Annotated in this window: 18 protein-coding genes and 3 tRNA genes; 9 read left to right on the top strand and 12 right to left on the bottom strand. The window is 62.0% G+C overall.

Features of this window, described 5'->3' with window-relative positions:
• Positions 1–71 precede the first annotated feature (71 nt).
• Positions 72–938 carry a PAS domain S-box protein gene (locus RVAN_RS04485; protein WP_041787274.1) on the bottom strand — a complete coding sequence of 289 codons (867 nt, stop codon included), beginning with the start codon at positions 936–938 and terminating at the stop codon, positions 72–74.
• A gap of 383 nt (positions 939–1,321) precedes the next feature.
• On the opposite strand from RVAN_RS04485, the gene RVAN_RS04480 reads away from it, so the two are divergent.
• Complete coding sequence (locus RVAN_RS04480; protein ID WP_013418572.1) at positions 1,322–1,702, top strand: phasin family protein; 381 nt, start codon at positions 1,322–1,324, stop codon at positions 1,700–1,702.
• A gap of 298 nt (positions 1,703–2,000) precedes the next feature.
• Positions 2,001–2,077, top strand: a tRNA-His gene (locus RVAN_RS04475).
• A 307-nt stretch (positions 2,078–2,384) separates the two neighbouring features.
• Here the strand turns inward: RVAN_RS04475 and RVAN_RS04470 are convergent.
• The 5 genes from RVAN_RS04470 to RVAN_RS04445 all read right to left on the bottom strand — a co-directional run bounded on the left by RVAN_RS04470 (position 2,385) and on the right by RVAN_RS04445 (position 8,322).
• On the bottom strand, positions 2,385–3,572 hold the full coding sequence (locus RVAN_RS04470; protein WP_013418571.1) for an NAD(P)/FAD-dependent oxidoreductase: 1,188 nt from the start codon (positions 3,570–3,572) through the stop codon (positions 2,385–2,387).
• Between the two features lie 94 nt (positions 3,573–3,666).
• Positions 3,667–4,800, bottom strand: coding sequence for an FMN-dependent L-lactate dehydrogenase LldD (lldD, locus tag RVAN_RS04465; protein ID WP_013418570.1), 1,134 nt, complete (start codon positions 4,798–4,800; stop codon positions 3,667–3,669).
• A 10-nt stretch (positions 4,801–4,810) separates the two neighbouring features.
• Positions 4,811–5,641 (bottom strand): FCD domain-containing protein, encoded by an 831-nt coding sequence (locus RVAN_RS04460; protein WP_013418569.1) that lies wholly within the window; start codon positions 5,639–5,641, stop codon positions 4,811–4,813.
• Complete coding sequence (gene lldP / locus RVAN_RS04455; protein WP_013418568.1) at positions 5,641–7,314, bottom strand: L-lactate permease; 1,674 nt, start codon at positions 7,312–7,314, stop codon at positions 5,641–5,643. Before lldP ends, RVAN_RS04460 begins: the two co-directional genes overlap by 1 nt.
• Before the next feature lie 654 nt (positions 7,315–7,968).
• Positions 7,969–8,322 (bottom strand): carboxymuconolactone decarboxylase family protein, encoded by a 354-nt coding sequence (locus tag RVAN_RS04445; protein ID WP_013418566.1) that lies wholly within the window; start codon positions 8,320–8,322, stop codon positions 7,969–7,971.
• A 114-nt stretch (positions 8,323–8,436) separates the two neighbouring features.
• On the opposite strand from RVAN_RS04445, the gene RVAN_RS04440 reads away from it, so the two are divergent.
• From RVAN_RS04440 to RVAN_RS04420, 5 genes are all read left to right on the top strand, one after another.
• Complete coding sequence (locus RVAN_RS04440) at positions 8,437–8,718, top strand: ArsR/SmtB family transcription factor (RefSeq protein ID WP_013418565.1); 282 nt, start codon at positions 8,437–8,439, stop codon at positions 8,716–8,718.
• Positions 8,719–8,746: 28 nt separating this feature from the next.
• Positions 8,747–9,109, top strand: a complete 363-nt coding sequence (locus RVAN_RS04435; RefSeq protein ID WP_013418564.1) for a rhodanese-like domain-containing protein — start codon at positions 8,747–8,749, stop codon at positions 9,107–9,109.
• Between the two features lie 180 nt (positions 9,110–9,289).
• Positions 9,290–9,364: transfer RNA gene (locus RVAN_RS04430), tRNA-Gly, on the top strand.
• 505 nt (positions 9,365–9,869) lie between these two features.
• Positions 9,870–9,944: transfer RNA gene (locus RVAN_RS04425), tRNA-Gly, on the top strand.
• 378 nt (positions 9,945–10,322) lie between these two features.
• Positions 10,323–10,697: a hypothetical protein gene (locus RVAN_RS04420; protein WP_013418563.1), complete on the top strand. Its 375-nt coding sequence runs from the start codon at positions 10,323–10,325 to the stop codon at positions 10,695–10,697.
• Between the two features lie 261 nt (positions 10,698–10,958).
• Here RVAN_RS04420 and rsmA read toward each other — a convergent pair whose 3' ends face one another.
• From rsmA to lptF, 6 genes are all read right to left on the bottom strand, one after another.
• Positions 10,959–11,822, bottom strand: coding sequence for a 16S rRNA (adenine(1518)-N(6)/adenine(1519)-N(6))-dimethyltransferase RsmA (gene rsmA / locus RVAN_RS04415; protein WP_013418562.1), 864 nt, complete (start codon positions 11,820–11,822; stop codon positions 10,959–10,961).
• The gene (gene pdxA, locus RVAN_RS04410; protein WP_013418561.1) at positions 11,819–12,871 is read right to left on the bottom strand and encodes a 4-hydroxythreonine-4-phosphate dehydrogenase PdxA; all 1,053 of its coding nucleotides are present in this window, start codon (positions 12,869–12,871) and stop codon (positions 11,819–11,821) included. Before pdxA ends, rsmA begins: the two co-directional genes overlap by 4 nt.
• Positions 12,872–13,354: 483 nt before the next feature.
• Positions 13,355–14,452, bottom strand: coding sequence for a SurA N-terminal domain-containing protein (locus RVAN_RS04405; protein WP_013418560.1), 1,098 nt, complete (start codon positions 14,450–14,452; stop codon positions 13,355–13,357).
• A 337-nt stretch (positions 14,453–14,789) separates the two neighbouring features.
• Complete coding sequence (locus RVAN_RS04400; RefSeq protein WP_169309516.1) at positions 14,790–16,985, bottom strand: LPS-assembly protein LptD; 2,196 nt, start codon at positions 16,983–16,985, stop codon at positions 14,790–14,792.
• A 172-nt stretch (positions 16,986–17,157) separates the two neighbouring features.
• The gene (gene lptG, locus RVAN_RS04395) at positions 17,158–18,249 is read right to left on the bottom strand and encodes an LPS export ABC transporter permease LptG (protein ID WP_013418558.1); all 1,092 of its coding nucleotides are present in this window, start codon (positions 18,247–18,249) and stop codon (positions 17,158–17,160) included.
• Positions 18,250–18,261: 12 nt separating this feature from the next.
• Complete coding sequence (gene lptF / locus RVAN_RS04390) at positions 18,262–19,425, bottom strand: LPS export ABC transporter permease LptF (RefSeq protein ID WP_013418557.1); 1,164 nt, start codon at positions 19,423–19,425, stop codon at positions 18,262–18,264.
• A 239-nt stretch (positions 19,426–19,664) separates the two neighbouring features.
• Here lptF and RVAN_RS04385 point away from each other — a divergent pair, with 239 nt between their 5' ends.
• On the top strand, positions 19,665–21,212 hold the full coding sequence (locus tag RVAN_RS04385; RefSeq protein ID WP_013418556.1) for a leucyl aminopeptidase: 1,548 nt from the start codon (positions 19,665–19,667) through the stop codon (positions 21,210–21,212).
• A 1,387-nt stretch (positions 21,213–22,599) separates the two neighbouring features.
• Positions 22,600–23,466, top strand: coding sequence for a nucleoside triphosphate pyrophosphohydrolase (gene mazG, locus RVAN_RS04380; RefSeq protein WP_041788270.1), 867 nt, complete (start codon positions 22,600–22,602; stop codon positions 23,464–23,466).
• Positions 23,467–23,664: the final 198 nt, after the last annotated feature.

The raw sequence follows: 23,664 nt of genomic DNA, 5'->3' as shown, positions 1-23,664 counted from the left end.
CATGCTGGGAAGGTGCATTAGCCATGCATTAATGTCATCCCCGACGATAGTCGCGGCGGTATGACGCGGGCTCAGGCGGCGCGGCGGGCGGCGAGCGAAATCGGCGCGGCCCGTGCGCGGGAACGCTTCAGCCTTTGCGGCGGGTCGAGCGCGAGGAGCAACAGCGCGTAGGCGGTGCGTTCGCCGGGCCAGCGGCAGAGTGCGGCGCGGCACGGCAGCGTCGGTCCATCGCCGGTTGCGATCCACAGCGTCTCGCTAGCGGTGCGGGTGCGCGGCGAAGCCAGGCGCCTCGACATGCGACGCAGGATCGCGCGGTCCGCATCGGCAAGTAGATCGAGAACGGGCATGCCGTGAAGCTCGGCCTTCTTCCAGCCAAACCGCGCGGCGCGGCCCGAGACGCGGACGACGTCGAGGTCGCTTCCGAGGAAGAGGACGAGATCGAAAACTTGCAGAAGGCTTTCGGCGGGCGGGGGAGAAGCGGGCGTTTCGGCGCGGATGGGAGGAAAGGACGGTTCAGCCGGCGGCTCTGCGGGGCGGCTCTGCTTCTCCGCGCACAATCGTTTCATCTTGCGGCCAAGCGCCTTGAAAGCGCTCATCTCGGCTTCGGTGAGCGAGGGCGCGGGCGGTGGTGGCGCGCCGGTTTTCGCGCGGCTTTTCTTGCTGCGTGCCGGCTTTCTGGAGAGCTTCGGCGCCGTAAGGGCCGGATGCGGGCGGAAATCCTCGTCCGTTTCGGCGACGACAAGGCCCTTCTCGCCGTCAGCGAGATGCAGGACTTCCGCGAAGCAATCGAGTGGGGGCCGCCCGGAAAGCTTGAGCCTGACGCTGCCGCCGATGCCAGCCTCGGTCAGCCGCGCGAGCTGGCGAACGAAGCGCTTCGGAAGCGCTTCAGAAAAATCTTCGGCACGAAGCTCGAACGAAGCGCGCGCTGCCGGGTTCATCCATGCAACGGCATTCCGCGCGCCATTCCATATGAAGGCTGCGCGCGGTGAAAAGAGGAGGTCCGGCAGGGAAGGTTGACCGGCTGCTATTGTATGCGGGCGTTTTGCCAAGGCGCGAGATTCCTGCCGAGTTGTGCTCAAGCAGTACAACCAAACTCAGGATGCGCACATGGAAACGTGTTCGCCGCAAAAAGCAAGCGCGCGGAACGCTGCTTCGGCCGTTTCCGAGGCGAGTTGCCGCAGCGAAACAGGGAATGAGCGAAAAATGGTGCGGTGCACAAAAATCTACGTTGCAACGCACCAAGTCTATATTTATATAAGGAACAGCGAAGACGACTCGCTGTCGAAGCCCAGACCCAGAGCCTTCCACCAGGAGAAACGCCATGAACCAGCCCCTCGATTTTGAAATTCCGTCCTCCGTCCGCGATCTCGCCGCCAAGAGCGTTGAGCAGACCCGCGAAGCTTACAACCGCTTCATCGAAGCCGCCCGTCAGGCGAACGATGTCATGTTGAAGTCTTCCGACGTGTTCTCCACCGGCGCGCGCGAGATCAACGAGAAGGCCGTGAAGTTCACCGAAGCCAATCTTCAGGCGCAGTTCGAGCTGGCCCAGCGTCTCGTCAATGCGAAAGACATCAAGGAAGCGATCGAAATCCAGAATCAGTTCGCTCGCCAGCAGGTCGAAGCCTATGCGCAGCAGGCTCAAGAATTGACGCGCCTTGTTGCGCAGTCCGCTCAGAAGGTCAATCCGACCAACCAATACTAAGCGGGGCTAGATCGCTGATTCAACAAAACGCGGACAGTCTCTGATCGAGTGAAGGCCGGTCGAACCGCCCGGCCTTTCGCCCTATGTCGCATTGTTATTGTGCCTCCGCGACGCGACGACATCGACGATCCAGCGCACCGGCTTTCCGAAACGTGCCTCGCCTTGGCGACGATCGGCAAGGCTTCATCGGTTTTTCCTCTCCAACACCGTGCGTTGACACGCCGCCCCTTTTCGTTGGCAAAATGCGAAATCACGCCTTGAATTTTGCAATGAAACCCTGTTTATTGCGCACTCCTTCGCCGCTGTAGCTCAGTTGGTTAGAGCACCAGATTGTGGATCTGGGGGTCCCCCGTTCGAGCCGGGGCAGCGGTACCATTCAAATCAAGGGCAGGTCCAAGAACCGCCACTGCGTACCGGTGGTTTCGCTTCCAACCTATGGCCTCGCCCGGCATGTGAAGCGCACGTGTCGAGCTGAACTATTACGCGGGGCGCATAATTTCCCTTTTCCACCGGCCGACAGCTTCCTCAAAGCTACTCCGACGTGAAGCCTGACGCGCCGGTCCTCGTTTAAACGCTTTTAGCGGGCCGAAGGTGGGTCTTCTTCACACTCCTTTCAGGCCCTTTATGAATGAGCCATGCCGTCTGCGGACGAATTCTCGCGGCCGCGCGCGCGGCGTATCGGTCACACCGCCTGTCCCGCACACCAACCGCTCGACCAGGCCCATTGGAAATTGTAGCCGCCGAGCCAGCCTGTGACATCCACGGCCTCGCCAATTGCATAAAGTCCCTTCACCTCCCGCGACTCCATCGTCTTCGACGACAGATCGCGCGTGTCGATGCCGCCCACCGTCACCTCGGCTTTCGCGAAACCCTCGGTCTCCGGCGGCGTGAACCGCCAGCCCTTCAGATGCTCAGCCAGCGCCATCAGAACCCGGTCGGGGATATTGGCCATCTCGGCGGGCGGCAGATGCGCGTCGGCTAGAGCTTGCGCGAGGCGCGCGGGCAGAACCTCCGCGAGCACGGCGCGTCCCGAAGCCCTCGGCCGAGTGCGTTTGCGCTCCTTCAGAAACCCGGCCGCATCAAGTCCCGGCAGAAGGTCGATGGCGATTGAAGCGCCCTGTCGCCAGTACGACGATATTTGCAGGATCGCCGGGCCGGACAGTCCACGGTGGGTGAAAAGGATGGCCTCGCGGAACGCGCGATCCCCGCAGGAAACGATTGCTTCGAGGGAAACTCCCGCGAGAGAGGCATCGAAGCCGGGTGCATCCGCCTTCGCTTTGAACGGCACGAGTCCGGGGCGTGTCTCGGTAACGCGCAAGCCGAAGCGCCGCGCCAGATCATGGCTGAAACCCGTGGCCCCCATTTTGGGTATGGAAAGCCCGCCGGTCGCCAGCACCAGCGCGGGCGCGGTGAAAACGCCGGAGCTTGTCTCAACCCGGAACCCGTCCGGCTTCGAGACGCTGGAGATGCTCTGTCCGAAACGCAACGTTACCTCGCCGCGTTCGCATTCCTCCAGCAGCATGGCGACGATGGCGCGCGCAGAGCCATCGCAGAACAACTGCCCCAGGGTTTTCTCGTGATAGGCGATGCGGTGTCGCGCGACGAGGTCGATGAAATCCCATTGCGTATAGCGGCGAAGCGCTGAGACGCAAAAATGCGGGTTGCCCGAAACGAAGCGGTCGGGCGCGATGCCGAGGTTGGTGAAGTTGCAACGCCCGCCGCCCGAGATAAGGATCTTGGCGCCCGCCTTGTCCGTGCGTTCGAGTAGCAAGACCCTGCGGCCGCGCTGTCCGGCGGTCAGCGCGCACATCAACCCCGCTGCGCCAGCGCCGATAATAATGACGTCGAAATCTGTGGTGCTCTGGCGCATCCGTTCGTTCTACACGGCGGCGCGCCCTCGATGCACCAGCAATTTCGCGAAACGTCATCGACGGCGGGAGGGGGAGGGCGTCTCCCCGTCTCCTTTAATGGACAAGCGAGTCGCGCGTGATCTCCGCAATGCTCCGAACGCCGGTCAGCGCCATGGCGACGCGCATTTCCTTCGCGAACAGGTCGAGCAGGTTGGCGACGCCCGCCTCGCCCGCAGCCGCAAGCGCGTATGTATAGGCGCGGCCGATCATCGTGCAATCCGCGCCGAGCGCCAGCATGCGCACCACATCGAGGCCGGAGCGGATGCCGGAGTCGGCGAGGATCTTGATGTCGCCCTTCACCGCGTCGGCGATGGCGGGCAGCGCGCGCGCCGACGACAGCACGCCATCGAGTTGCCTGCCGCCGTGATTGGACACGATGATGCCATCGGCACCGAATCGAACCGCGTCGCGCGCGTCCTCCACGTCAAGGATGCCCTTGATGATCATCGGCCCTTTCCAGAACTCGCGAATCCATTCCAGATCCTTCCAGCTGATCGACGGATCGAAATTCGAGCCGAGCCAGCCGATATAGTCGCCGAGGCCGGTCGGCTTGCCGAGGTAGGCGGAGATGTTGCCGAGATCGTGCGGGCGGCCGCGCAGGCCCACATCCCACGACCAGCCGGGATGCGTGACCGCCTGGATCATGCGCCGGAAATGGGCGTTCTTGCCCGACATGCCGGAATGCGCGTCGCGGTAGCGCGCGCCGGGCACGGGCATATCCACCGTGAACACCAGCGTCGTGATGCCTGCCGCCTGTGCGCGCTCCAACGCATTGCGCATGAAGCCGCGATCCTTCAGCACGTAAAGCTGGAACCAGATCGGCGCGGGCGATTTTTTCTGCACTTCCTCGATGGGACAGACGGAGACGGTCGAGAGCGTGAAGGGCACGCCGCGCGAGGCCGCCGCGCGCGCCGCCTGCACCTCGCCGCGCCGCGCATACATGCCCGTGAGCCCGACAGGCGCGAGCGTCACCGGCATCGCGAGTTTCTGGCCGAAAATCTCGGTCTCAAGGCTCCGATCGGCGACGTTCTTCAGCACGCGCTGGCGAAGAGCGATGCTGGCGAGGTCGGACACGTTGTGGCGAAGCGTGTGCTCCGCATAGGCGCCGCCGTCGATGTAATCGAACAGGAATTGTGGCAGCCGGCGGCGGGCCGCCTCTCGATAGTCTGTGGTCGCGGATATTATCATGGAAAGGAACTCAGCCTTTATCTTGAAGTGCGGCGGAACGGGCGACGGTCGAGCGCGCCTTCCGGGCCAGATCGTCATCGATGCGTTTGATCGTCGTTTCGACAAAACGGAGGTGGCGGTCCGAGACTTGTCTCGCGCCCTCGGCATCGCCCGCCTCGATCGTCTCGATGAGCGCGCGATGCTGCTGCGAAAGGGCGTCGAACGTCTGCGGCACGGTGTAGAGCTTTTCGAGACTCTGCGAGATGCTGTCCTGCAGAAGGCCGAACATGCTCGACATCACCTGTTTAAGGACGGCGTTGTGTGAAGCCTCTGCGATGGCGAGATGGAAGGCCGCGTCCTTGCGGGCTTCCTCTATCGGGGTGCTGGCGCCGTGGCTCTTGCCCATGGCCTCGAATGCATCGCGAATGCGTGTCTTGTCGTCGGGGTCGGCGCGAAGCGCCGCGTAATAGGCCGCCGCGCCCTCAAGCGCCTGACGGATTTCCAGCACATCGTGACCGTAGCCCGCGTCGTAGGCGACGAGAGGTGCAAGCGGCGCGCTGATCGTTTCTCTCGCCCACGAGGCGGCGACCGCGGCGGAGGGCGAGGCAGTCGGCTCGGCGATCAGGATGCCCGTTTTCCGCACCGTCACGCGTCCGCGCGCCGCCATGCGTCCCACCGCTTCGCGCAGGCTGGCGCGGGAGATCCCGGCCATTTCCGCGAGAGCGCGCTCCGACGGCAGACGGTCGCCCGGGCGCAGGCCATGATCCTTGATGAAAGTCTCGATCATGGCCTCGGCGCGCTCGGATACGCGGGATGGCTGGGTTAGGTCGGGTTTGGCAAGGTCCGGTTTGGCTTGGGCCATCAGGGGATCATCCACGGCGTCACGTAAGCTTGAACGGTGGTAATGACACCGATGAGCGCCGCGAGCGCAAGACTATGCTTCACCGTGAAGCGGAACAGGTCCGATTCCTTGCCGACGAGCCCCACCGCCGCGCAGGCGATGGCGATGGACTGCGGCGAGATCATCTTGCCCGTCACGCCGCCGGTCGTGTTCACCGCGACGAGAAGCACGTCGCTCACGCCGATCTGATGCGCGGTCGTGGCCTGAAGCGCGCCGAACAGCGCATTCGAGGAGGTATCCGAACCCGTCACGAACACGCCCAGCCATCCGAGGAACGGCGAGAAGAACGTGAACGCCGACCCCGTATGAGCGAGCAGCAGCGCGAGCGTTGTCGAGAGCCCCGAGAAATTGGCCACGAACGCGAAGGCTAGGACGACGCCGATCGAATAGATCGGGATGGCGAGGCTTTTCAGGGTGCCGCCGAAGGTCGCGATGGCCTTGCCGGGCCTCATGCCGAGAAGAAGGATGGATGCGATGGCCGCGAGGAAGATGGCGGTGCCGGTCGCGGAGAGCCAGTTGAATTTGTAAACCGCTTCAAGCAGCTTCGGCTGCGCCACGACGGGCGGGATCTTCTCGACGAGCATGTCGAGGAACGGCACGTGGATCGACATGATCGTGGTAACGAGCGGGCCGTTCGCCGCGAACAGCGCCTTGAACGGCGGGATGCTCCACAAGGTGACGAAGGCGGTCAGGATCAGGAACGGGGACCAGGCCTTGACGATCTGGCCGGTCGTATAGCGCTGGTTCGGCTCATGCTGAACGGGAACGGGCACGGCTCCATCCGCCGCGATTTCCTTCGCGTCGAAGCGGAAGATGTTTCGCGGCTGCCAGACCTTCAGGAACAGCGACAGGCAAACGAGCGAGGCGAGCGCGGCGGTGATGTCGGGAAGTTCCGGGCCGATGAAATTCGCTGTCAGAAACTGCACGGTGGCGAACGAGATGCCGCATACGAGGATGGCGGGCCACGTTTCGCGCACGCCCCTCACGCCATCCATGATGAGGATCAGCCAGAAGGGGATGATGATCGACAGCAGCGGAAGCTGCCGTCCTGCCATCTGGCCGATCAGGAACGGATCGATATTGGACACCTGTCCCGCAACGATGATCGGGATACCCATCGCGCCGAACGCGACTGGCGCGGTGTTGGCGATGAGGCAAAGGCCCGCCGCATAAAGCGGGCGGAAGCCGAGCCCTACGAGCAGCGCCGCCGTGATCGCGACGGGAGCGCCGAAACCGGCCGCACCCTCAAGGAAGGCGCCGAACGCGAAGCCGACGAGCAGAAGCTGGAGTCGCTGGTCTTCGGTGATGTGGAGGATCGAGCGGCGGATGATGTCGAACTGGCCGGTTTCCACCGACACCCGGTAGAGGAACACGGCCGCGATGATGATCCAGGCGATGGGCCAGAGCCCGTACAGGAAGCCATATACGCCAGCCGCCGCCGCCGATTCGACGGGCATGCGATACATGCCGATGGCGATCCCGATGGCGAGGAGCAAGGTGATGGTGGCGGCGAGATAGCCTTTCAGGCGCAATCGGGTGAGGGCGAGGAAGAAAAAGAGGATCGGGATCGCGGCCACAAGGCTCGAAAGCCAGAGATTGCCGAGTGGATCGTAATTCTGCTGCCACACTGTCATTCCATATCCCTCGATTTGGTCTGACCAACGGGAGCAGACACTGCCCGTGTATTCTTGGGAAAGAGCGGATAAGTCAAACGAGACTATGGTAGAATATCAAGGGGTTGGTCAGACCAAGCAACGCGACGAAGCGATGTGCTCGGCGCTGGGGAGCGTCCGGGATGGTTTCGTGCGGGATGATCGGGAGGCGTGGTTCGCTTGGGTCCGCGTTCAATTCCACGTGCAAGCCTCAGGTCTGCGACCTGGGCTTCGAGCATGACGCATGCGTGCGCGGCGGGGGAGGGGACGCGGCTGATCGACTGGTGCTCTGGAGCGATCTTTTGATGCTCTGGCGCACGCTCTTACTCAAACGTGTGCGCCAGAAGAGCACTGGCAACGTGTAGTGTAAGCGATCGATGACGGGGCACAAGCGGGCGCGAATCGAAAGTAAAATGCCTGCACAGATCACTGCGTCAGATCGGGGTTTGACGCAGAGAGGCTGATCGACAACCGAAATTTACAGGGTCATGCCGGGTCCGATTTACGGTCCGATGCGATAGCTCGCCGCTTCCGTGCGATTGCCCAAACCATGCGGCCCCGGAGCATTTTGGCAGCGCAAACATGCTCCGGGTTATATGCATCACGCGCGTGGCTGCGACGCGGACTGTAGCCAGATCAGGCGGAGCGCTTGCCGGCGAATTGGTCGTAAGCGCCAATGGCATCGGCGGCATACATGAGCGAGGGTCCGCCGCCCATGTAAATGGCCATGCCGAGCACCTCCAGCACCTCTTCGCGCGTGGCGCCAAGCCTCACGAGCGCCTCGGAATGGAAGCCGATACAGCCGTCGCAACGTGCGGCCACGCCAAGCGCGAGCGCGATGAGTTCCTTGGTCTTCTTGTCGAGCGAGCCGTCCTTGGTGGCGGCCGCCGCAAGCGCGCTAAAGCCCTGCATCGTTTCGGGTATGCCCTTGCGCAGTTCCTTCATGTTTGCGGAGATGGCGCGCGTGATTTCGGCGTAATCCTTTTCCATAGGACATCCTTCTTCGGGGCTTGTGTGCGAGCGTGTTTGTCGTATATTAGATACAGCTAATATGGTGTCAAGATGAAGCGAGAGGAATCCCCGGTCGCGGGGGCGGCGGATGCCATGAAGGGCCACGCCGAAGCCGCGGCCGAGATGTTGAAGCAGCTCGCGAACTCGCATCGGCTGCTCATTCTCTGCCAGCTCATCGGCGGAGAAAAGTCGGTCGGCGAGTTGTGCGAAGTGATTGATTTATCGCAGTCTGCCGTGTCTCAGCATCTTGCAAAATTGCGCGAGTCCGGCATCGTGAGCGCCGAGAAACGTGGCCAGATGGTCTATTATCGGCTGTGCAGCATGGAGGTTCACGCCTTGCTCTCGACGCTCTATCTGATCTACTGTCGCCCCTGAAAGCATTAGAAAACCCTAAGGTAGTCCCATGCCCATTCAACCCGTCAATGCCGCTTCGCTGAACACCTGGCTCGAAAGCGGCGACGCTGTCCTTGTCGATGTGCGCGAGCCTCAGGAATACGCCGCGGAGCATGTTGCGGGCGCGACGCTCGTCCCGCTGGGGACGGTCTGTTGCGCAAAGTTGCCCGATTACACCGGAAAAAAACTCGTCATCATGTGCAAGCTCGGCGGGCGCGGCGGGAAAGCCTGCGAGAAGCTGGCTGGCGAACTGCCTCCCCGCGCCGTGGTCTACAACCTCGACGGCGGCATCGAAGCGTGGAAAAAGGCGGGCTTGCCGGTTGAGCGCGCGCCACGCCGGGGGTTCATGAACTGGCTCACCGGGCGCGGCTAGATCAGCCTGAGACGAAGTCTGAATTTACGGCGCGGCGCTGTAACCGTCTGAGCAGGAGAAACGGCGCTTCTCCCCGAAAAATAGCGCGGCGTGCAAGTTTTGGCTCGCATTCCGTTCGGATTTGAATATAAGTCACGGACCCGGCGGCGACGTCCTTCAAGACGTTGCCACCTCGCCAGAGCGGGCGTAGCTCAGGGGTAGAGCATAACCTTGCCAAGGTTAGGGTCGGGCGTTCGAATCGCCTCGCCCGCTCCAATACTTTCAGAGACATCTCGTGTCTCCTTAGAAATCGCGAAAAACTCGGTTGATGCTGCGAGCATGAGCCCGAGATGCCCGAACAAAAGAATGGCGCGCGCTTTTTAGCCATGAAAGCGATAAAGCCTTCGCGCAAATCAACTCCGTTCCTCTCAAAAGCGCTTTGGTGATTCACGGCGCGTGCGTCGCTTCCGCGATCCTTGAGGCCGCTTTCCGATGGCAGTCATGGCCTTCCGTTCAGATTCGCGACGACGCATTGCACCCCGCCGACGACGAACTCGCGTCGAGAAGCGGGCGTGAAGTCGGCGCGTTCGGCTTGCCGCGTATTATCTGAAATGGGGCGTACCGCTGCGGCTACCGGCTGTTGCAATAACGAGCAATGCTGCGGTCCGCGATCTGAAATTCGCTGAGGATGCTGGCAAAAGAGGCTTGCATCGCCGTTGGGTTTGCGTAATAAGACACGAACCCGGCGGCGACGTCCTTCAGACGTTGCCACCTCGCCAGAGCGGGCGTAGCTCAGGGGTAGAGCATAACCTTGCCAAGGTTAGGGTCGGGCGTTCGAATCGCCTCGCCCGCTCCAATTTTCCCAGACCATCACAAACTGATGCCGTCGCGCGGAAGCACTCTTATGTGCCCTCACCCCCTCTGCGATGACCCCCTCGGAGCGCGACTGACCACACCGCGCCGCCCGTCGGTTCCGCGGCCGAAGCCGATGCAATCGACGCGTGCAAACGCGCGTGCGAGCGAAAATGTTCGCATCACCCGTCAAAGCTCGGCGGAGTGGTAAGCGCGATACAATTTTCCGCACAGAGATTGGCGCTGCGAGCTTAAGCTCAATCGCATTGTCGCGTGTTATTCCTGCGGGCAAGGAAGCACGGGTGCGCTCCAACGCAGTCGCCAATCTGTATCCGGCTCCGCGATTGCAACGGAGGCTTGGGCGTTTTCAATGAGGTCATCAATGGTCGACAAGGCGAAACTTCTGGGCGCGTCTCTCTTGCTGCTGACCATGTCGGTCAACGCCGCCGCGTTTGCCGCGACTGATGAGGCTCCCACCAACGCCGCGCCGCAGACCGAAAGCGGTGAGGGCAAGTCGTACCTTCCGCCGTGGATGCAGAAGAAGGACGGCGCAACCGCTTCGCAGACGTCAGCCACCGGCCAGGCGGGGGGCGCGAGTGCTGCCGCAGCGGCCAGACCGGCCGTCAGCGCGGCACCCCAGCAGGCCAACGGGCAGCGCAGAAGAGCGCGAACGCAGCCCAGCTCCCATCAGACCCGCAACGCCAACGCGCCGTTCTTTCGCGGTGTCGCCTCTATTTTCGGCGGCCTGGCGCGGTAGTCTGGTGGTCCCTTCCGAGATTTGCATCCCTTGAAGTACACTTGTCCGAATCGCAAGGACTGCCAGTAACTTTCCATTCTGGAGCCAGAGACCGTTTTACCGTCTGATTGATGCAATCAGATCGGAGCGGCCTCTAGCAGAGCTTTTTAATTTCGCGTTGAGTGCGATCTCCGGCGATCAGGACTCAAATGCCAAATCGTTCTACTCCAGCGTCGTTCCGTAAATCAGAAGCAGCCCGACGCTGTAAGTTTCAAGTGTCGATCACTCGCCGCGCTGGCGTTGAAGCGCTTGCGCGAGGCGGATGAAATCTTCCACCGTGAGCCGCTCCGCGCGTTCGGCCGGATCGATACCGGCATCCGCGAGCAGGCGCGCCGTGTCGGCTCCGAGCGAGGCGAGGCTCGACCGAAGCATCTTCCGGCGCTGCCCGAAAGCTGCGGCCGTCACCCTTTCAAGCCAGGAGGTCGGGACCGCGTCGGGCGCTTGCGGGCGCGGCACGATCTCCACCAGCGCGGAGGCGACCTTCGGCGGCGGCGTGAACACCGAGGGCGGCAAGGTGAACAGGATACGCGCGCGCGCCCGAAATTGCGCGATCACCGCGAGCCGCCCATAATGATCGCTCCCGACATCCGCCACCAGCCGCTCGGCGACTTCCTTTTGCACCATCACAACGATCCGGTCGAACCATGGCGGCCAGCGCGCCTCGGTCAGCCAGCCGACGATGAGCGGCGTCGCGATGTTGTAGGGGAGGTTGGCGACGAGGCGATTCGCGCCTGTCTCGGCGGCGAAGGCGGGGTAGTCGATGCCCATCGCGTCGGCGAAGGTCACACGGAAACGGTCGCCGCTTGCCTCCGCGATCTGGTCGAGGGCGGGGCGAAAGCGTTCGTCGCGCTCGATCGCGATGGCGCCGCTTGCTCCTTCGATGAGAAGCGCCCGCGTCAGGCCGCCGGGTCCGGGGCCGATTTCGAGCACGGTTGCGCCGTTGAGCGGTCCAGCGGCGCGCGCGATCCGGCGCGTAACATTGAGGTCGAGGATGAAATTCTGGCCAAGCGACTTTCGCGCGGACAGCGAGGCGTCCTTGATAATTTCGCGCAGTGGCGGCAGCGATTCGATGGCGGCGGCGCTCACGTGCGAGGCCCCGTGCCGGCTGCCGCGCTCGCGGCCATGCGCCTGGCAAGACGAAGCGCTTCGATGAAGCTTTGCGGGTTGGCCTGCCCGGTGCCAGCGAGCGCGAACGCGGTGCCATGGTCCGGCGATGTGCGGATGAAGGGCAGGCCGAGTGTCACGTTCACGCCGTCGTCGAAGGCGAGCGTCTTGAACGGGATCAGCGCTTGATCGTGATACATGGCAAGCACCGCATCATAGGTTTCGCGCGCCGCGTCGTGGAACAGCGTGTCGGCGGGGTGCGGGCCTGTGGCGTCGATGCCTTCCGCCTTGAGGCTCTCGATGGCAGGCGCGATGATGTCCGTCTCCTCATGGCCGAGCGCGCCGTTTTCGCCTGCGTGCGGGTTCAGGCCGCAGATGGCGAGGCGCGGGCGCGCGATGCCAAAAAAGCGCGTCAGACCTTCGGCCGTCGTTCGTGCAGTGTCGATAATGATGTCCGGCGTCAGCGCGGCGAAAACATGCTTCAGCGGGATGTGCACCGTGACCGGCACCGTCTTGAGGCGTGGCGACGCCATCAACATGACGGGCGGTCGCGGTCGATGCCCGTGGCGCACGGCGAGTTCGGCAAGAAATTCGGTATGGCCTGCGTGGGCGAAGCCGGTTTCCATGAGCACGAATTTCGCGATCGGCGCGGTGACAACAGCGGCGGCGCGGCCCGATAGCGCGAGCGCGACGGCCTCTTCGATCGATTCGATGACAGCGACGGCGTGAGCCACGGACGGCTTTCCGGGCGCGACGGATGCAAGCGGCGCGCGCAGAGGCAAAACGGGCAGCGCATCATCAAACACGGGGGCGGCGTCTTCGGGGCGTGCGATGCGCATGACACGCACGGCGATACCAAGCAGCGCGGCGCGGGCCTCGAAAAGGGCAGGGTCGGCGATGACGAAGAACGGAGCGAGCGCGCAGTCTCGCCGCCGCGCCCATGCCGCGAGCGTGACATCGGGACCGATCCCGGCGGGATCGCCCATGGTGACGGCGAGCGGCAATTCGGGATGCGCGAGGGAAACCGCCAAGGACTGGCTCCAGAGCTAAACAAGCGGCGCGAGGGGCCGCGCGTTCGAAGGCTGCGATTATAACGTCTTCGGCCCCGGCTTGAAATGATGGACAGCAGATGATGTCAGGAAATCACGCGGGACGTCGAGGAAAGTGCGAGGGAAAGAACGGGCGGCTCCGGTTGATCGCCTGCGGATTTTCGCAAATGGCTCTTTCCAGCATCGTGCCGCAAATCAGACGTGGCTCGATGCTGTAAGCTTCTGATATCGGTCAGCTTCTCTGCGTCAAATCGAGTCCGATTCAACGGGCTGATCTGGCGGAGGCGAAAGACAAGTGCGAGCAGCGGGCGCGGGGGAGTTCGCCAGCACCGACGCCGCGCAGGCGCGGCCAACCAGAAACTGCCCGCCTGCCCTGGATAGTTGAGGCACAAAGGATTTTCGCGCTACGCTGGTAAAGATGGGTTCCGACACTGCAAAGAGTCGAATCTTCACGTCCAGAATAGCTCAGTCCACCTTCGTGCGATAATCTATCGATGCAGATTTCTTCAACTCCTGAAGGTAGCGCCGAGAGAAACGGTCGTATTCCTGCGCGCGCGCGTCCGGCTTCTGCTCGGCTGCGGGGTTTCGCTTGAGCACGACGCCTTTCTTGCATATGGCGTAGGCTTCGACCGCACCGGAGACGAGGATCGGCGGGGTCATCTGGCCTTCGCTGGCCTTGAGGATCAGAGGTTGCGCGTCCTTGTTGAACGAAGCGAGTTTCGCCTTGTCGACCGCTTTGACGGATGCGTCGGCCACGAGCTTCGCGCGCTTGGGCAGGTCGGCGCAGGAGGTGAACTTGCTGCGAAGATTCTCCGCCTCCATCATGCGCTGGCTTACCGCACGCTCGTCCGAACCCGCGACAGCGAGCCTCAGAACGCGCACGTCGAACTGGATATCGCCGTCGGCGGGCTTCTGGTCGTCGGTGGGCAGCGCCGCGAGCATCGCCGCTATGCGCGGGCCGTACTGACGGCGGATCACGTCGCGCCAGGCGAGTTGCGCGCGAATGATGTTCTGCACGGTCTTGCGGCTGATGCCGTCAGCCTCGAACTGCTGGTAGAATTCATTGAGTTGAGGCTTTTTGCCATCGCCGCCACCTGCACGCTGGGCGAGAACCTCCTCGACCTCCTTGTCGGAGACCGTAATCTCAAGCCTTTTCGCGGCCTGAAGCTTCAGCTTGTCTTCGATCAGCGTTTCAATGACCTGCTTGCGCGATGTGCCGCCGCCTTCGGACAGCACGCGGCCTTTGGCTTCCTCGACGAGTTGTTTCTTGATGCGCTCGGCGGTCTGTTCCGCCTCGGCCTGCGAGCGCGGGTTCGCTTTTATCATGAGCTGCCGGAAGCGCTCCTTGATCGAATCGCCCGTGAGAAGCGCTTTCATGCGATCCCCGAAGCCACTCGTCCGCGCCATCCATCGCGTGCGTTGCGCGATGTCGCCTGACGTAATCGGCTCGTCGTTCACGAGGACAACGATGTTCTGCGCTTTGGCGTCCGTTGCGACCAGGGCCAGCACCGACAGCACTGCAGCAACCGCGAGAGCGGCGCGATGAAGCTTTGCGATTCTCATGCAGGAAACTTGGATTTCATTTGCGGCAAGAGTGTGCCTGCCTTTGCCATAATCCCCGTTTCGGTTGCGATGGCGGGATACACCGCCGATTTTGTCTGAATTGCTATCCAAGACACGGGGCAAACACTTCGGAATCACCCACTTGAGGCAGGGCGGCTCGGCTGCTGAGAGGTCCGACCCAACATTTCCCGTCGCGATCAACCCAAGGGACCAACCGCGACCTTCTGTATCAAGGCTCTGGCGCTGACGTCGGCTCACACCGGCCACGGGCCCCAGAACGGAGTGGCCGAGAGCAAGGCTCGTCGCAGAGCCAAGGTCGGCCCTTGCGCATCCTGCTCTAGCGGAATGACGCCGCTTCTGGCGACAGATCGCCGATCGAACTCGGCGTGGTTTGCTGACCGAAACCCTTGATGCCGATGCGGACCATTACCGACGTGTCGGGCTTCAGATCGGAATATTCGACGAAAGTGCGCTGATAGGTGACCGAGTATATGAAGCACTCGTCCGCATATTGGACGCCAACGCTATTGCGAACGAACTGCGAGAGTTCCAGATTGTAGCGCGCATCGCCGAACACGGTCCATTCGTCGGTGAGCTTGACAGCCCCGAAGCCGGCGACTTCCTCGCGGGCCGTGTCAAAGCCGAGAAGAGGCTGCGCCGCCACCGCGACATAGCTCAGCGCGCCTTCGAAGATACCGAGCTTCACCTGCGCGCTGTAATCCTGGCGGGCGACGGTGAAGTCGCTCTCGTCCAGACGGAACTGCGTCACAAAGCGGAACATGTTGAGGTAGTCGACATAGCCGCCGACCACATAATCCGAACGCGTATTATAAAGGCCGGTCGCCGGATCGTAGGAGTTTTTCCCGGCGACCTGGAAGCTTTCGCCGCCGACGGCACGCACGCTCACGCCGTTATAGGTCTGCATCGTGTACTGCACGCCGACATTTGCGCGCGTCCCGGTTTCGATTCGGTCGTAGCCGGAGAACTTGTTGATGTCGAAAAGCAGCGTGTCGTCGAAGACAAGGCTTTGGGAATCGACGTTCGGCATCCTGTCGTTGTTCGACACGTTCGTGCGCGTGATGATCTGTCCAACGGGCTCGATGACGTGCGAGGCCGTGTCGGTATGCGCCACGAAGGGATACCGATAGTCGAGGCCGCCGCCGACCATCTGACGCGTGAAGGTATCGCTGTCGCCAGCGTCGCCGCTCACGTCCTTGAAGCTCGACACACTATAAATGTCGCCGCGCCCGAAGACGAAGGGCGTGAAGCGCTGGCCGAGGTCGTCCGTCAACGTCCGACGCCATTCCGCTGATGTCACAATGCGGTCGGTGCGGTCGAAATACGGGTTGACCACATTGTTTGTATATGTGCGCCGTTCATCGGACGACAGCGCGACCACGTTCGCATCGAACTTCAGTTCACCGCCGAACACCGGTTTGTCGTGCACATAATTATAGTCGATGCTTGGATACGCCCACGACGCTCCAGTGTTGCTCAAATAATCGCCTGTAGAGTAATCATAAGGCTGTCCGCCGAGATTACCATATCGGCTCACGGACATGTTGAAGTAGTTCCTCTCGCCCATCCCGGTGAGATAGACGCTCGAAACGCGCTCCGTCGAATAGATGCTGTCGATGTGGTAGAAACGGCGGAATGTGTCGTCGCTTTCGAGGATCGCGTTCCAGCCGAATTTCCAGAACTTGTTCAGCTCGAACTCGCCCTTTGTCTCAACGCTGCCGCGCCAGTAGCGCTGGCCGACAAAGTCGTTCGCATTGTCGTTATAGACGCCGGCAAGCTTCACTTCGTACGCGCCGTTCCACAAGCGCTGCCGCCAATCGGCCTGCATCAGGTAGCCCGCCTTGGTGGTAAAGGTGGGCGACAGCGTCAGATCGTAATTCGGCGAAATGGCGTAATAATAGGGTACGGTCAGGGCGTAGCCTGTCGACGTATCATGCCGGTATTGCGGCGCGAGCACGCCGGAGCGCTGCTTTACGCTCGGATCGGGAACGTAGAAATAGGGAAGCCACGCAATCGGCACGCCAAAAAGCTCGAAGCGCGTATCTTCGAAATAGATGTTCTGGTCCTGCTTGTCCTGGATGACGCGCGTCGCCTTGATGCGCCAGATAGGCGCGCGGTCAGGGTTGGCCTCGCAAGGCTTGCAGGACGTCACGACGCCGTTCTCGTAAACGGTCTTGCCGTCCTTGCGGTACGCGTTCGAGGCCGCGATGCGGCTATCGTCCTGCGTCAGAGCCTTCATCGAGCGGATGAAGCCATCGCGGAAATTCGAGCTGAGCGTAAGGCGCTCGGCGTTAACGACCGAACCGTCGGCTTCCTTGAGCCGGACATTGCCGATGGCCGTCAGCGTATTCGCCGACTTGTCGTAGATGACCTCGTCGGCGAGCAGGATATTTTCGTCGTAATAGATTTCGACGTTGCCGCGCGCGACCACGCGGTTGTTGCGGTGATCGTAAACGAGGTCGTCGGCCTGCAAGAGAAGCGGCGACGCCTTGTCGGGCGATACCTTCTTGGCCACGGTGGTCTCGCCACCGCGCGTCTGATTGCTTGGCGTCTGCGCATACGCAGAGCTGCCCAGGCACATCAGGCATGCCAACATTGCTGCCAGCAGTTTGCTAGGCATCGCTCGCCGCTCTCTTACTGAAGACCACCACTCTCAAGCCCCCCGGCCATTTCAATCTCTGCCCTGCTTACCCGTCCTCCTGATACAGGAGTACGGTCGCTGAAAGGAGAAGGGCAACGAGAGCCGGTCCCCAAGCCGCCACCGTAACAGGAACCAAACCCGACGCGCCCACCTTTCGCGAAAGTTCAGAGAATATGAAAAAACCGAACCCCCCGGTTAATCCCGTCAGAACCATAGTTTGGATTTTGCCAAAACGAAAGGCTTTCAGCGAACAGGTTGCAGCAATCAACACCATCGCCGCCATAAGAATAGGTCGCGCGAGAAATAACTGGTGCTGAAGTTCATACTGACGTGTTGGAAGACCGGCTTTCCCTGCAAAGGCAATAAAACCCGGCAAATCCCAGAATGACAAGGTTTCCAGCGAACCTAAACTGTTCATGATCTGAGCAGGCCCCAGATATGTACTGACAAAATATTCATCATAGCGCCGCACGGCATCGCCTGAGCTTTGCACGATCACACCTTCGAGCCGCCAGTAACCTTGCCGCAGTTCAGCCTTGTTCGCTTGTATTTGTTCATAAAATCTGTTGGCGGGATCAAATTGCAACAGCGTCACGCCAGCCAGCGTCAAACCTCTGTCGGCGGACGTTTTCGCATGCAGGATCGTCGGCCCGTCCACGCTTTCCTGACGCAGCCAGGAGCCGGTCCCGCGCGAGGTCGCGAACGATTTTTCGGACTGGAAAATCTCGGCCTGGATCTTCTCCGACTTGGCCTTCATGGCGGATGCAACGGGGTTGTAAACCGTGACCGCGAAGACGCCGAAAAAGATCGCGACGATAAGCGCCGGCTGAACGAACTGCCACACGGAAAGCCCGGCGGCGCGCATGATCGTCAGCTCCGACGTGCGGCTGAGACTGAGGAATGCGGCTATGGTGCCGATCAGGATCGCGAAGGGCAGGGTGAGCTCCGCGAAAATGGGGATGCGCAGAAGCGTGATGAGCGCGAGCGTGCCCGCGCTTACGTCTTTTCTGGCGCCGCTCCGAAGCACCTCGACGAAGTCCACGAAAAAGATCAGCAGCAACGTCACGAAGAAGACGCCGAGGATGGTGATGGCGAACCTTTTCGCCATGTAGCGGCCGACGGTGGTGAAAATCATCATGACGCAAAATCCTCAGGACGCCCGAGCCGCGGGGGCGGAACCGCCGCGTTTCAGAAACGAGGGCAGGCGCAGGCTTGGCAGCGATATGACCGGTGCGCCGATGTCCAGCCGCAACATCACAAGCCCCGCCACGATTACCGCGACGGGTATGCCGTAGATAAGACCGAGCGCCCATGCCTTCTTGCCGACGATGTTCACCCCCGCGATGCCCGCGATGCGGATCGCCGCGCCCAACGTGAAGGCCGTGAAAAGATTGCCGGTGCGGCCCTCGCGCGTGGTTTTCGGGCGGCCGAGATACAGCACGGCGATGATAGCGAAGGCGATGGGATAGAGCGCCCCGGAAAAGCGCTCGTGGATTTCCGAGCGGAACGATCCCTTGGTGTTCGTATAAGCGGGGCTTTCCTTGTCGGGAAACAGAAGTTCGCCGATATCGCGCTCGCGAGGCTTGCGCTCGCGGGGCCCCTTTTTGGCGGAAAAATCGCCGATGTCGAAGGCGTAGCTCGTGAAGACCACAACCTGCGCGGCCGTCTTCTCGGCCTGCTGACGAATGATCTGGCCGTCGTGAAGCATCATGGATGCGCGCCCGCCATCCTGCAGGATCTGCCCCTGCTCGGCGATGACGGTCGTCACCGCCTTCGGATCGCGCTCGTCGCGCACCACGACGCCCAGAAGCTCCCCGTTGTCGCCCTTGGCGCGCATGTGAAAGGTGAGGCCCGGTTCGAGGTCGGAGAATTCGCCGGGCTGGATCACCTGCGAAAGCACGTCCGCGCGCACCTGCGAGACGGTATCGCCGAGGAGGCGCGCGGCGTTCGGCAGCACGAACAGGTTTGCGGTTAGCACGCACATCGACACGACGACGGCGAGAAAGAGATACGGAGAGAACAGCCGCCACACCGAGGAGCCCGCCGCCGACAGCACGATAAGTTCGCTGTCGCCTGAAAGACGGTTGAGACTGTGAAGCGCTGCGATCAGGAAGGCGACCGGCGCCACCGTGACGATCAGACTCGGGATAGCAAGCGCGGTGATCTGGAGAAACAGCAGGAATGTTTGTCCCTGCGCGGTCAGGAGCTTGATCTCGCGCAGCAGCGACGTCAGCCAGACGATAAGCGTGAGCGAGACGAGGATCATGATGAGCGCCGACGCCGTCTGACGGAAGATATATCGGCTAATCAACATTCACGATCACTCCAGCGGGCGGGTCACGCTCCGGCTTTTGCTCGTTTCCGAGCGGTCCTGGTCCGGCATTTGCGTCCGGTGGCAGCAAAGGAAATTCGCCAGCCCACTACGCATGGGTTCATGGCGCATTTTCGGCGCGATTTCGAGCGCTGTTTCCTGTCGAGGCGGACTTTGCAACGCCGCGCGTTTCCTGTACGCTTTGGAATCCTGATTTCCCGCCAGAACGGTCCGCCCACTCGATGACAGAACTTCCAGCCGTTTCGTTCGCCTCGTTGCAACCGGAGCCTAAAAGCCCGACCGCCGTCTATTTCGTGACGGAGGGCGAAGAGCTGCCGCCTCCGATCAAGCGGCTCGACAAGGCGAGCGCCGGCGCGGTATCGCGCGCAATCGAGGTGGCCGGATTCAAGCCGAAGCGCAAGACTCTGCTCGAAATTCTGGCGCCACATGGCATCAAGGCGGCGCGGCTCCTGCTCGTGGGCATCGGCGACGCCAAGACGCTGACCCATCGCGACTGGATGGACCTTGGCGGCGTCGTGCGCGGCAAGCTGCCGAAGAAGACGACCGAGGTCGACGTGGTGTTCGCGGGCGTCGATCACCTGCCGGAAGAAGCGCCGCTCGGGTTCGCGGCGGGCTTCGGCCTCAGAAGCTATACCTTCAAGAAATACAAGTCGAAAGCCGGAAAAAGCCCGGACGGAGGCGAGGAGGAGCAGGACGAAGGCCGCGCGCCGCCGAAGCTGTCGATCTTTTCCTGCTGGGGCGACAAGCTTGCGGCGAAGCTCCAACACACCGAGGCGGCGCTCTCTGGCGTTTATCTCGCGCGCGATCTCGTCAACGAACCGGCCAATATCCTGACGCCGCCCGAATTCACCGCGAGGTTGCGCGCGCTCGAAGCGCTCGGGCTCACGGTCGAAGTGCTGGACGAACCGAAGCTCAAGTCGCTCGGCATGAACGCATTGCTGGCGGTGGGGCAGGGGAGTGCGCAGCCGACATCGGTTGTGGTGCTGAGGTGGAACGGCGCGGTCGGGCGGTCGGCGGGCGACGGCAATGTCGTGTTCGTAGGCAAGGGCGTCTGCTTCGATTCCGGCGGCATTTCGATCAAGCCGAGCCCCGGCATGGAGGACATGAAGGGCGACATGGGCGGCGCGGCCGCGGTCGCGGGGGCAATGGCCACGCTGGCGCTGCGCAAGGCGCCGGTGAACGCGGTCGGCATCGTGGGACTTGTGGAAAACATGCCGAGCGGGACGGCGACGCGGCCCGGCGACATCGTCACCTCGGCCTCGGGCCAGACCATCGAAATTCTCAACACCGACGCCGAAGGCCGCCTCGTGCTTGCGGACCTTCTGTGGTACGCGCAGGAGCATCTCGAACCGAAGCTTCTGATTACGCTCGCCACGCTGACGGGCGCGATTCTCGTGGCGCTTGGCAAGGAATATGCGGGGCTGTTCTCGAATGACGACAAGCTTGCGAGCGAGATCGCCGAGGCTGGCGCGGAGTCGGGCGAACTCGCGTGGCGCATGCCGCTTTCGAAGAAATACAACAAGCTGATCGACGGCAAATTTGCCGATATCAAGAATATCGGTAGCCGCGACGCAGGTTCCATAACCGCTGCGCAGTTCCTCCAGCGTTTCGTCAAGAATGGCACGCCCTGGGCGCATCTCGATATTGCGGGCACAGCGATGGCGTCGCCCTCGACCGACATCAACACGAGCTGGGGATCGGGCTACGGCGTGCGGTTGCTGGATCGCTTCTCCGCGAAGTTCCACGAGACGCCCTCCGCGGAAAGCTGAGCGGCTGCCTGATAACGGGCAAACCGACGTCAAGTCGGCGGTTGAGTTGAAGTGCGCACCGGTCGGCGGTGACATCTCCGGTCGCCGCTGGGGACTGGATCGAGCCTCGCAAAGCTTCACAATATTGGCGGCGCTCGCGAGTGATCCTCCGCGCCTTCTTCCGCGCTCGCGGCTATGCACCGGGCGAGACCAAGCAATTATTATGAAATGATGTTCGGTGGGCGCAGCGCGGCTGCGGTGCAAACCGGGCTGCCCGGCTGCTTTTTGCGGTAGCCACTCGGCACCACCGTGCGAGCCGTGCATGTTTGTGTAATTCGCATAAGATGCATTATGGAAAGTTTCCGTAATGCAGCATCGATCGTCGCCCAGTCTACAAGCCGATGACGACGCGACCCGCCGGATTTGGGCCCGTCCATCGCGCTTCGCAGACATCCGCGTTCCCATTCCCCCACATGAGCAGCCGATAAGCGCCATCCGCATCGCGGGCCGCGCGGGAGATGAGACGCTTATCCCCGTCTGTCCTCGTTTTGTTCACATCACCCCGTCTGTTGCATGTGGATGCGCGGAATCGGCGGCAGCTGAAGCTTATGGTTTCACGAGTCTTTTTGAAGCGAGCGTAGCGGCAAGAGTAGACCGCAAAGAATTTCATTATAATTCGAGCAAATTAGGCCGTAGGCGGAACTTTTGGCGAACATCTCCGCTTATTGCGAAGACACAAATACCCCTCCGCGTCTCGGATTGATCCGAAAAACGGGCATACCAACCCTGCACCGTACGAACCCGATTTTTGGGCGACGATTGTCATGGTGGAAAAATCGAATTGTTTGGCGGAGGCTCCGCAAGCCTGACCATTGTGGTCAATCACCCGGCGCTGACGCGGCTCGGTCGGCGGGCAAGGAACATACGTAGAACGCTAGAAACGGCGGTCCTGTTGTCCTTGCAATCTTCCGGCGAGGAGGTCCGATGGCGAACGGACCGAAGAAAAAGCGTGCGGGAAATGTTTGAGCTTCGCGCTTCCGGTGAAGCACGGAATCGCGTGAGACTATGCTCGGGCGATGAAAGATTGTGATGTGCGCGGCGACTTGGCCTGCATCGGCAATGACGCCAACGGGGTCGGGATTTTCTGCCGGGGTGCCAATCGCTCGCATCGGCGCGGCGAAACTCCACGAAGCTCTGCGCGCAGCCGACATCGCCCGCAAGCGACGCAGAATCGCCCGATAAAATGAGCGGAAGATGGCTGCGACGAGCCGCATGACACGTCCTTGCACGCTTTTTCCCGAAGGATATAAACCGTAGGGTGATTTGGCCTTGACCGTCAACCGCCCGCGGGCGTGGAGGAAGCGTGACGAACGAATCAGAAACGCGCGGGCATGATGCTACGCTGGACGTGCCTTCTTCCGCCGAGGCGCAGCTTTTGCGGCTCATCGCCATCATGGCGCGCCTGCGCGATCCCGAACGGGGCTGCCCCTGGGACGTGAAGCAGAGCTTCGCCACGATCGCGCCCTACACGATCGAGGAAGCTTATGAGGTGGCCGACGCGATCGAGCGCGGCGACATGGACGACCTCAAGGACGAGCTTGGCGACCTTTTGTTGCAGGTGGTCTTTCACGCGCGCATGGCCAAGGAAGCCGGGCATTTCGCCTTCGCCGACGTCGCGAACGCCATCAGCGAGAAACTCATCCGCCGTCATCCACATGTTTTCGAGGGCACCGGCGGAGACGCGAAAGCAACTTCGGGTGCAAAGGCGACTTGGGAGGCGATCAAGGCGGAGGAGCGCAAGGCGAAGGCCGAGCGGCGGGGAGCGACCGACTTGGCGGCGGGGTCAGCCCCGCGCGACCTGTTCGACGGCATCGGCGCGGGCCTTCCCGCACTCCTTCGCAGCACGAAACTTCAGGAACGCGCCGCGCGCGTCGGCTTCGACTGGCCGACGATTGATCCTGTCCTCGAAAAGGTGGACGAGGAGCTCGCGGAACTGCGCGCGGAAATCGCGGCCCCTCCTGGCCCCGAAACCGACAAGCGCCGCTTCGAGGAATTCGGCGACCTCATGTTCGTCGTCGTCAATCTCGGGCGCTGGCTAGACATCGATCCCGAGGCGGCGCTCCGCTCGGCGAACACGAAATTCGTGCGGCGCATGGGCGAGGTCGTGAAGGGCGCGGCGGAGGAAGGCCGCAAGCTCGAAGAGATGCGCCTCGACGAGATGGGCGTGTACTGGGATCGCGCGAAGGCCAAAGAGCGCGAGCAAGGCGGGAAATAGGCGGGCTGTTTGCGTTACGCAGGCTCAATGCCCGCCGGGCTTTTGTCGAGCAAGGCGGGGCTCCACCATGCCTTCGTCAGCGCCGCGCGCCGATAATAGCCGAAGTGATCGACCTCAGAAGAATGCTTCGCTCTGATTAGGCAACCGAGGCGAAATCCGTCGCGACGCTTTCGCCAAGACCAAGCTTGAGTTCGAGCC

The sequence above is a fragment of the Rhodomicrobium vannielii ATCC 17100 genome (assembly GCF_000166055.1).
Classification (GTDB): Bacteria; Pseudomonadota; Alphaproteobacteria; order Rhizobiales; family Rhodomicrobiaceae; genus Rhodomicrobium; species Rhodomicrobium vannielii.
This window is presented reverse-complemented; position numbering and strand designations above follow the sequence as displayed.

Coding starts and splice junctions, on each gene's coding strand:
- RVAN_RS04485 (WP_041787274.1), bottom strand. CDS start 938: ATGAACCCGGCAGCGCGCGCTTCGTTCGAGCTTCGTGCCGAAGATTTT.
- RVAN_RS04480 (WP_013418572.1), top strand. CDS start 1,322: ATGAACCAGCCCCTCGATTTTGAAATTCCGTCCTCCGTCCGCGATCTC.
- RVAN_RS04470 (WP_013418571.1), bottom strand. CDS start 3,572: ATGCGCCAGAGCACCACAGATTTCGACGTCATTATTATCGGCGCTGGC.
- lldD (WP_013418570.1), bottom strand. CDS start 4,800: ATGATAATATCCGCGACCACAGACTATCGAGAGGCGGCCCGCCGCCGG.
- RVAN_RS04460 (WP_013418569.1), bottom strand. CDS start 5,641: ATGGCCCAAGCCAAACCGGACCTTGCCAAACCCGACCTAACCCAGCCA.
- lldP (WP_013418568.1), bottom strand. CDS start 7,314: ATGACAGTGTGGCAGCAGAATTACGATCCACTCGGCAATCTCTGGCTT.
- RVAN_RS04445 (WP_013418566.1), bottom strand. CDS start 8,322: ATGGAAAAGGATTACGCCGAAATCACGCGCGCCATCTCCGCAAACATG.
- RVAN_RS04440 (WP_013418565.1), top strand. CDS start 8,437: ATGAAGGGCCACGCCGAAGCCGCGGCCGAGATGTTGAAGCAGCTCGCG.
- RVAN_RS04435 (WP_013418564.1), top strand. CDS start 8,747: ATGCCCATTCAACCCGTCAATGCCGCTTCGCTGAACACCTGGCTCGAA.
- RVAN_RS04420 (WP_013418563.1), top strand. CDS start 10,323: ATGGTCGACAAGGCGAAACTTCTGGGCGCGTCTCTCTTGCTGCTGACC.
- RVAN_RS04405 (WP_013418560.1), bottom strand. CDS start 14,452: ATGAGAATCGCAAAGCTTCATCGCGCCGCTCTCGCGGTTGCTGCAGTG.
- lptG (WP_013418558.1), bottom strand. CDS start 18,249: ATGATGATTTTCACCACCGTCGGCCGCTACATGGCGAAAAGGTTCGCC.
- lptF (WP_013418557.1), bottom strand. CDS start 19,425: ATGTTGATTAGCCGATATATCTTCCGTCAGACGGCGTCGGCGCTCATC.
- RVAN_RS04385 (WP_013418556.1), top strand. CDS start 19,665: ATGACAGAACTTCCAGCCGTTTCGTTCGCCTCGTTGCAACCGGAGCCT.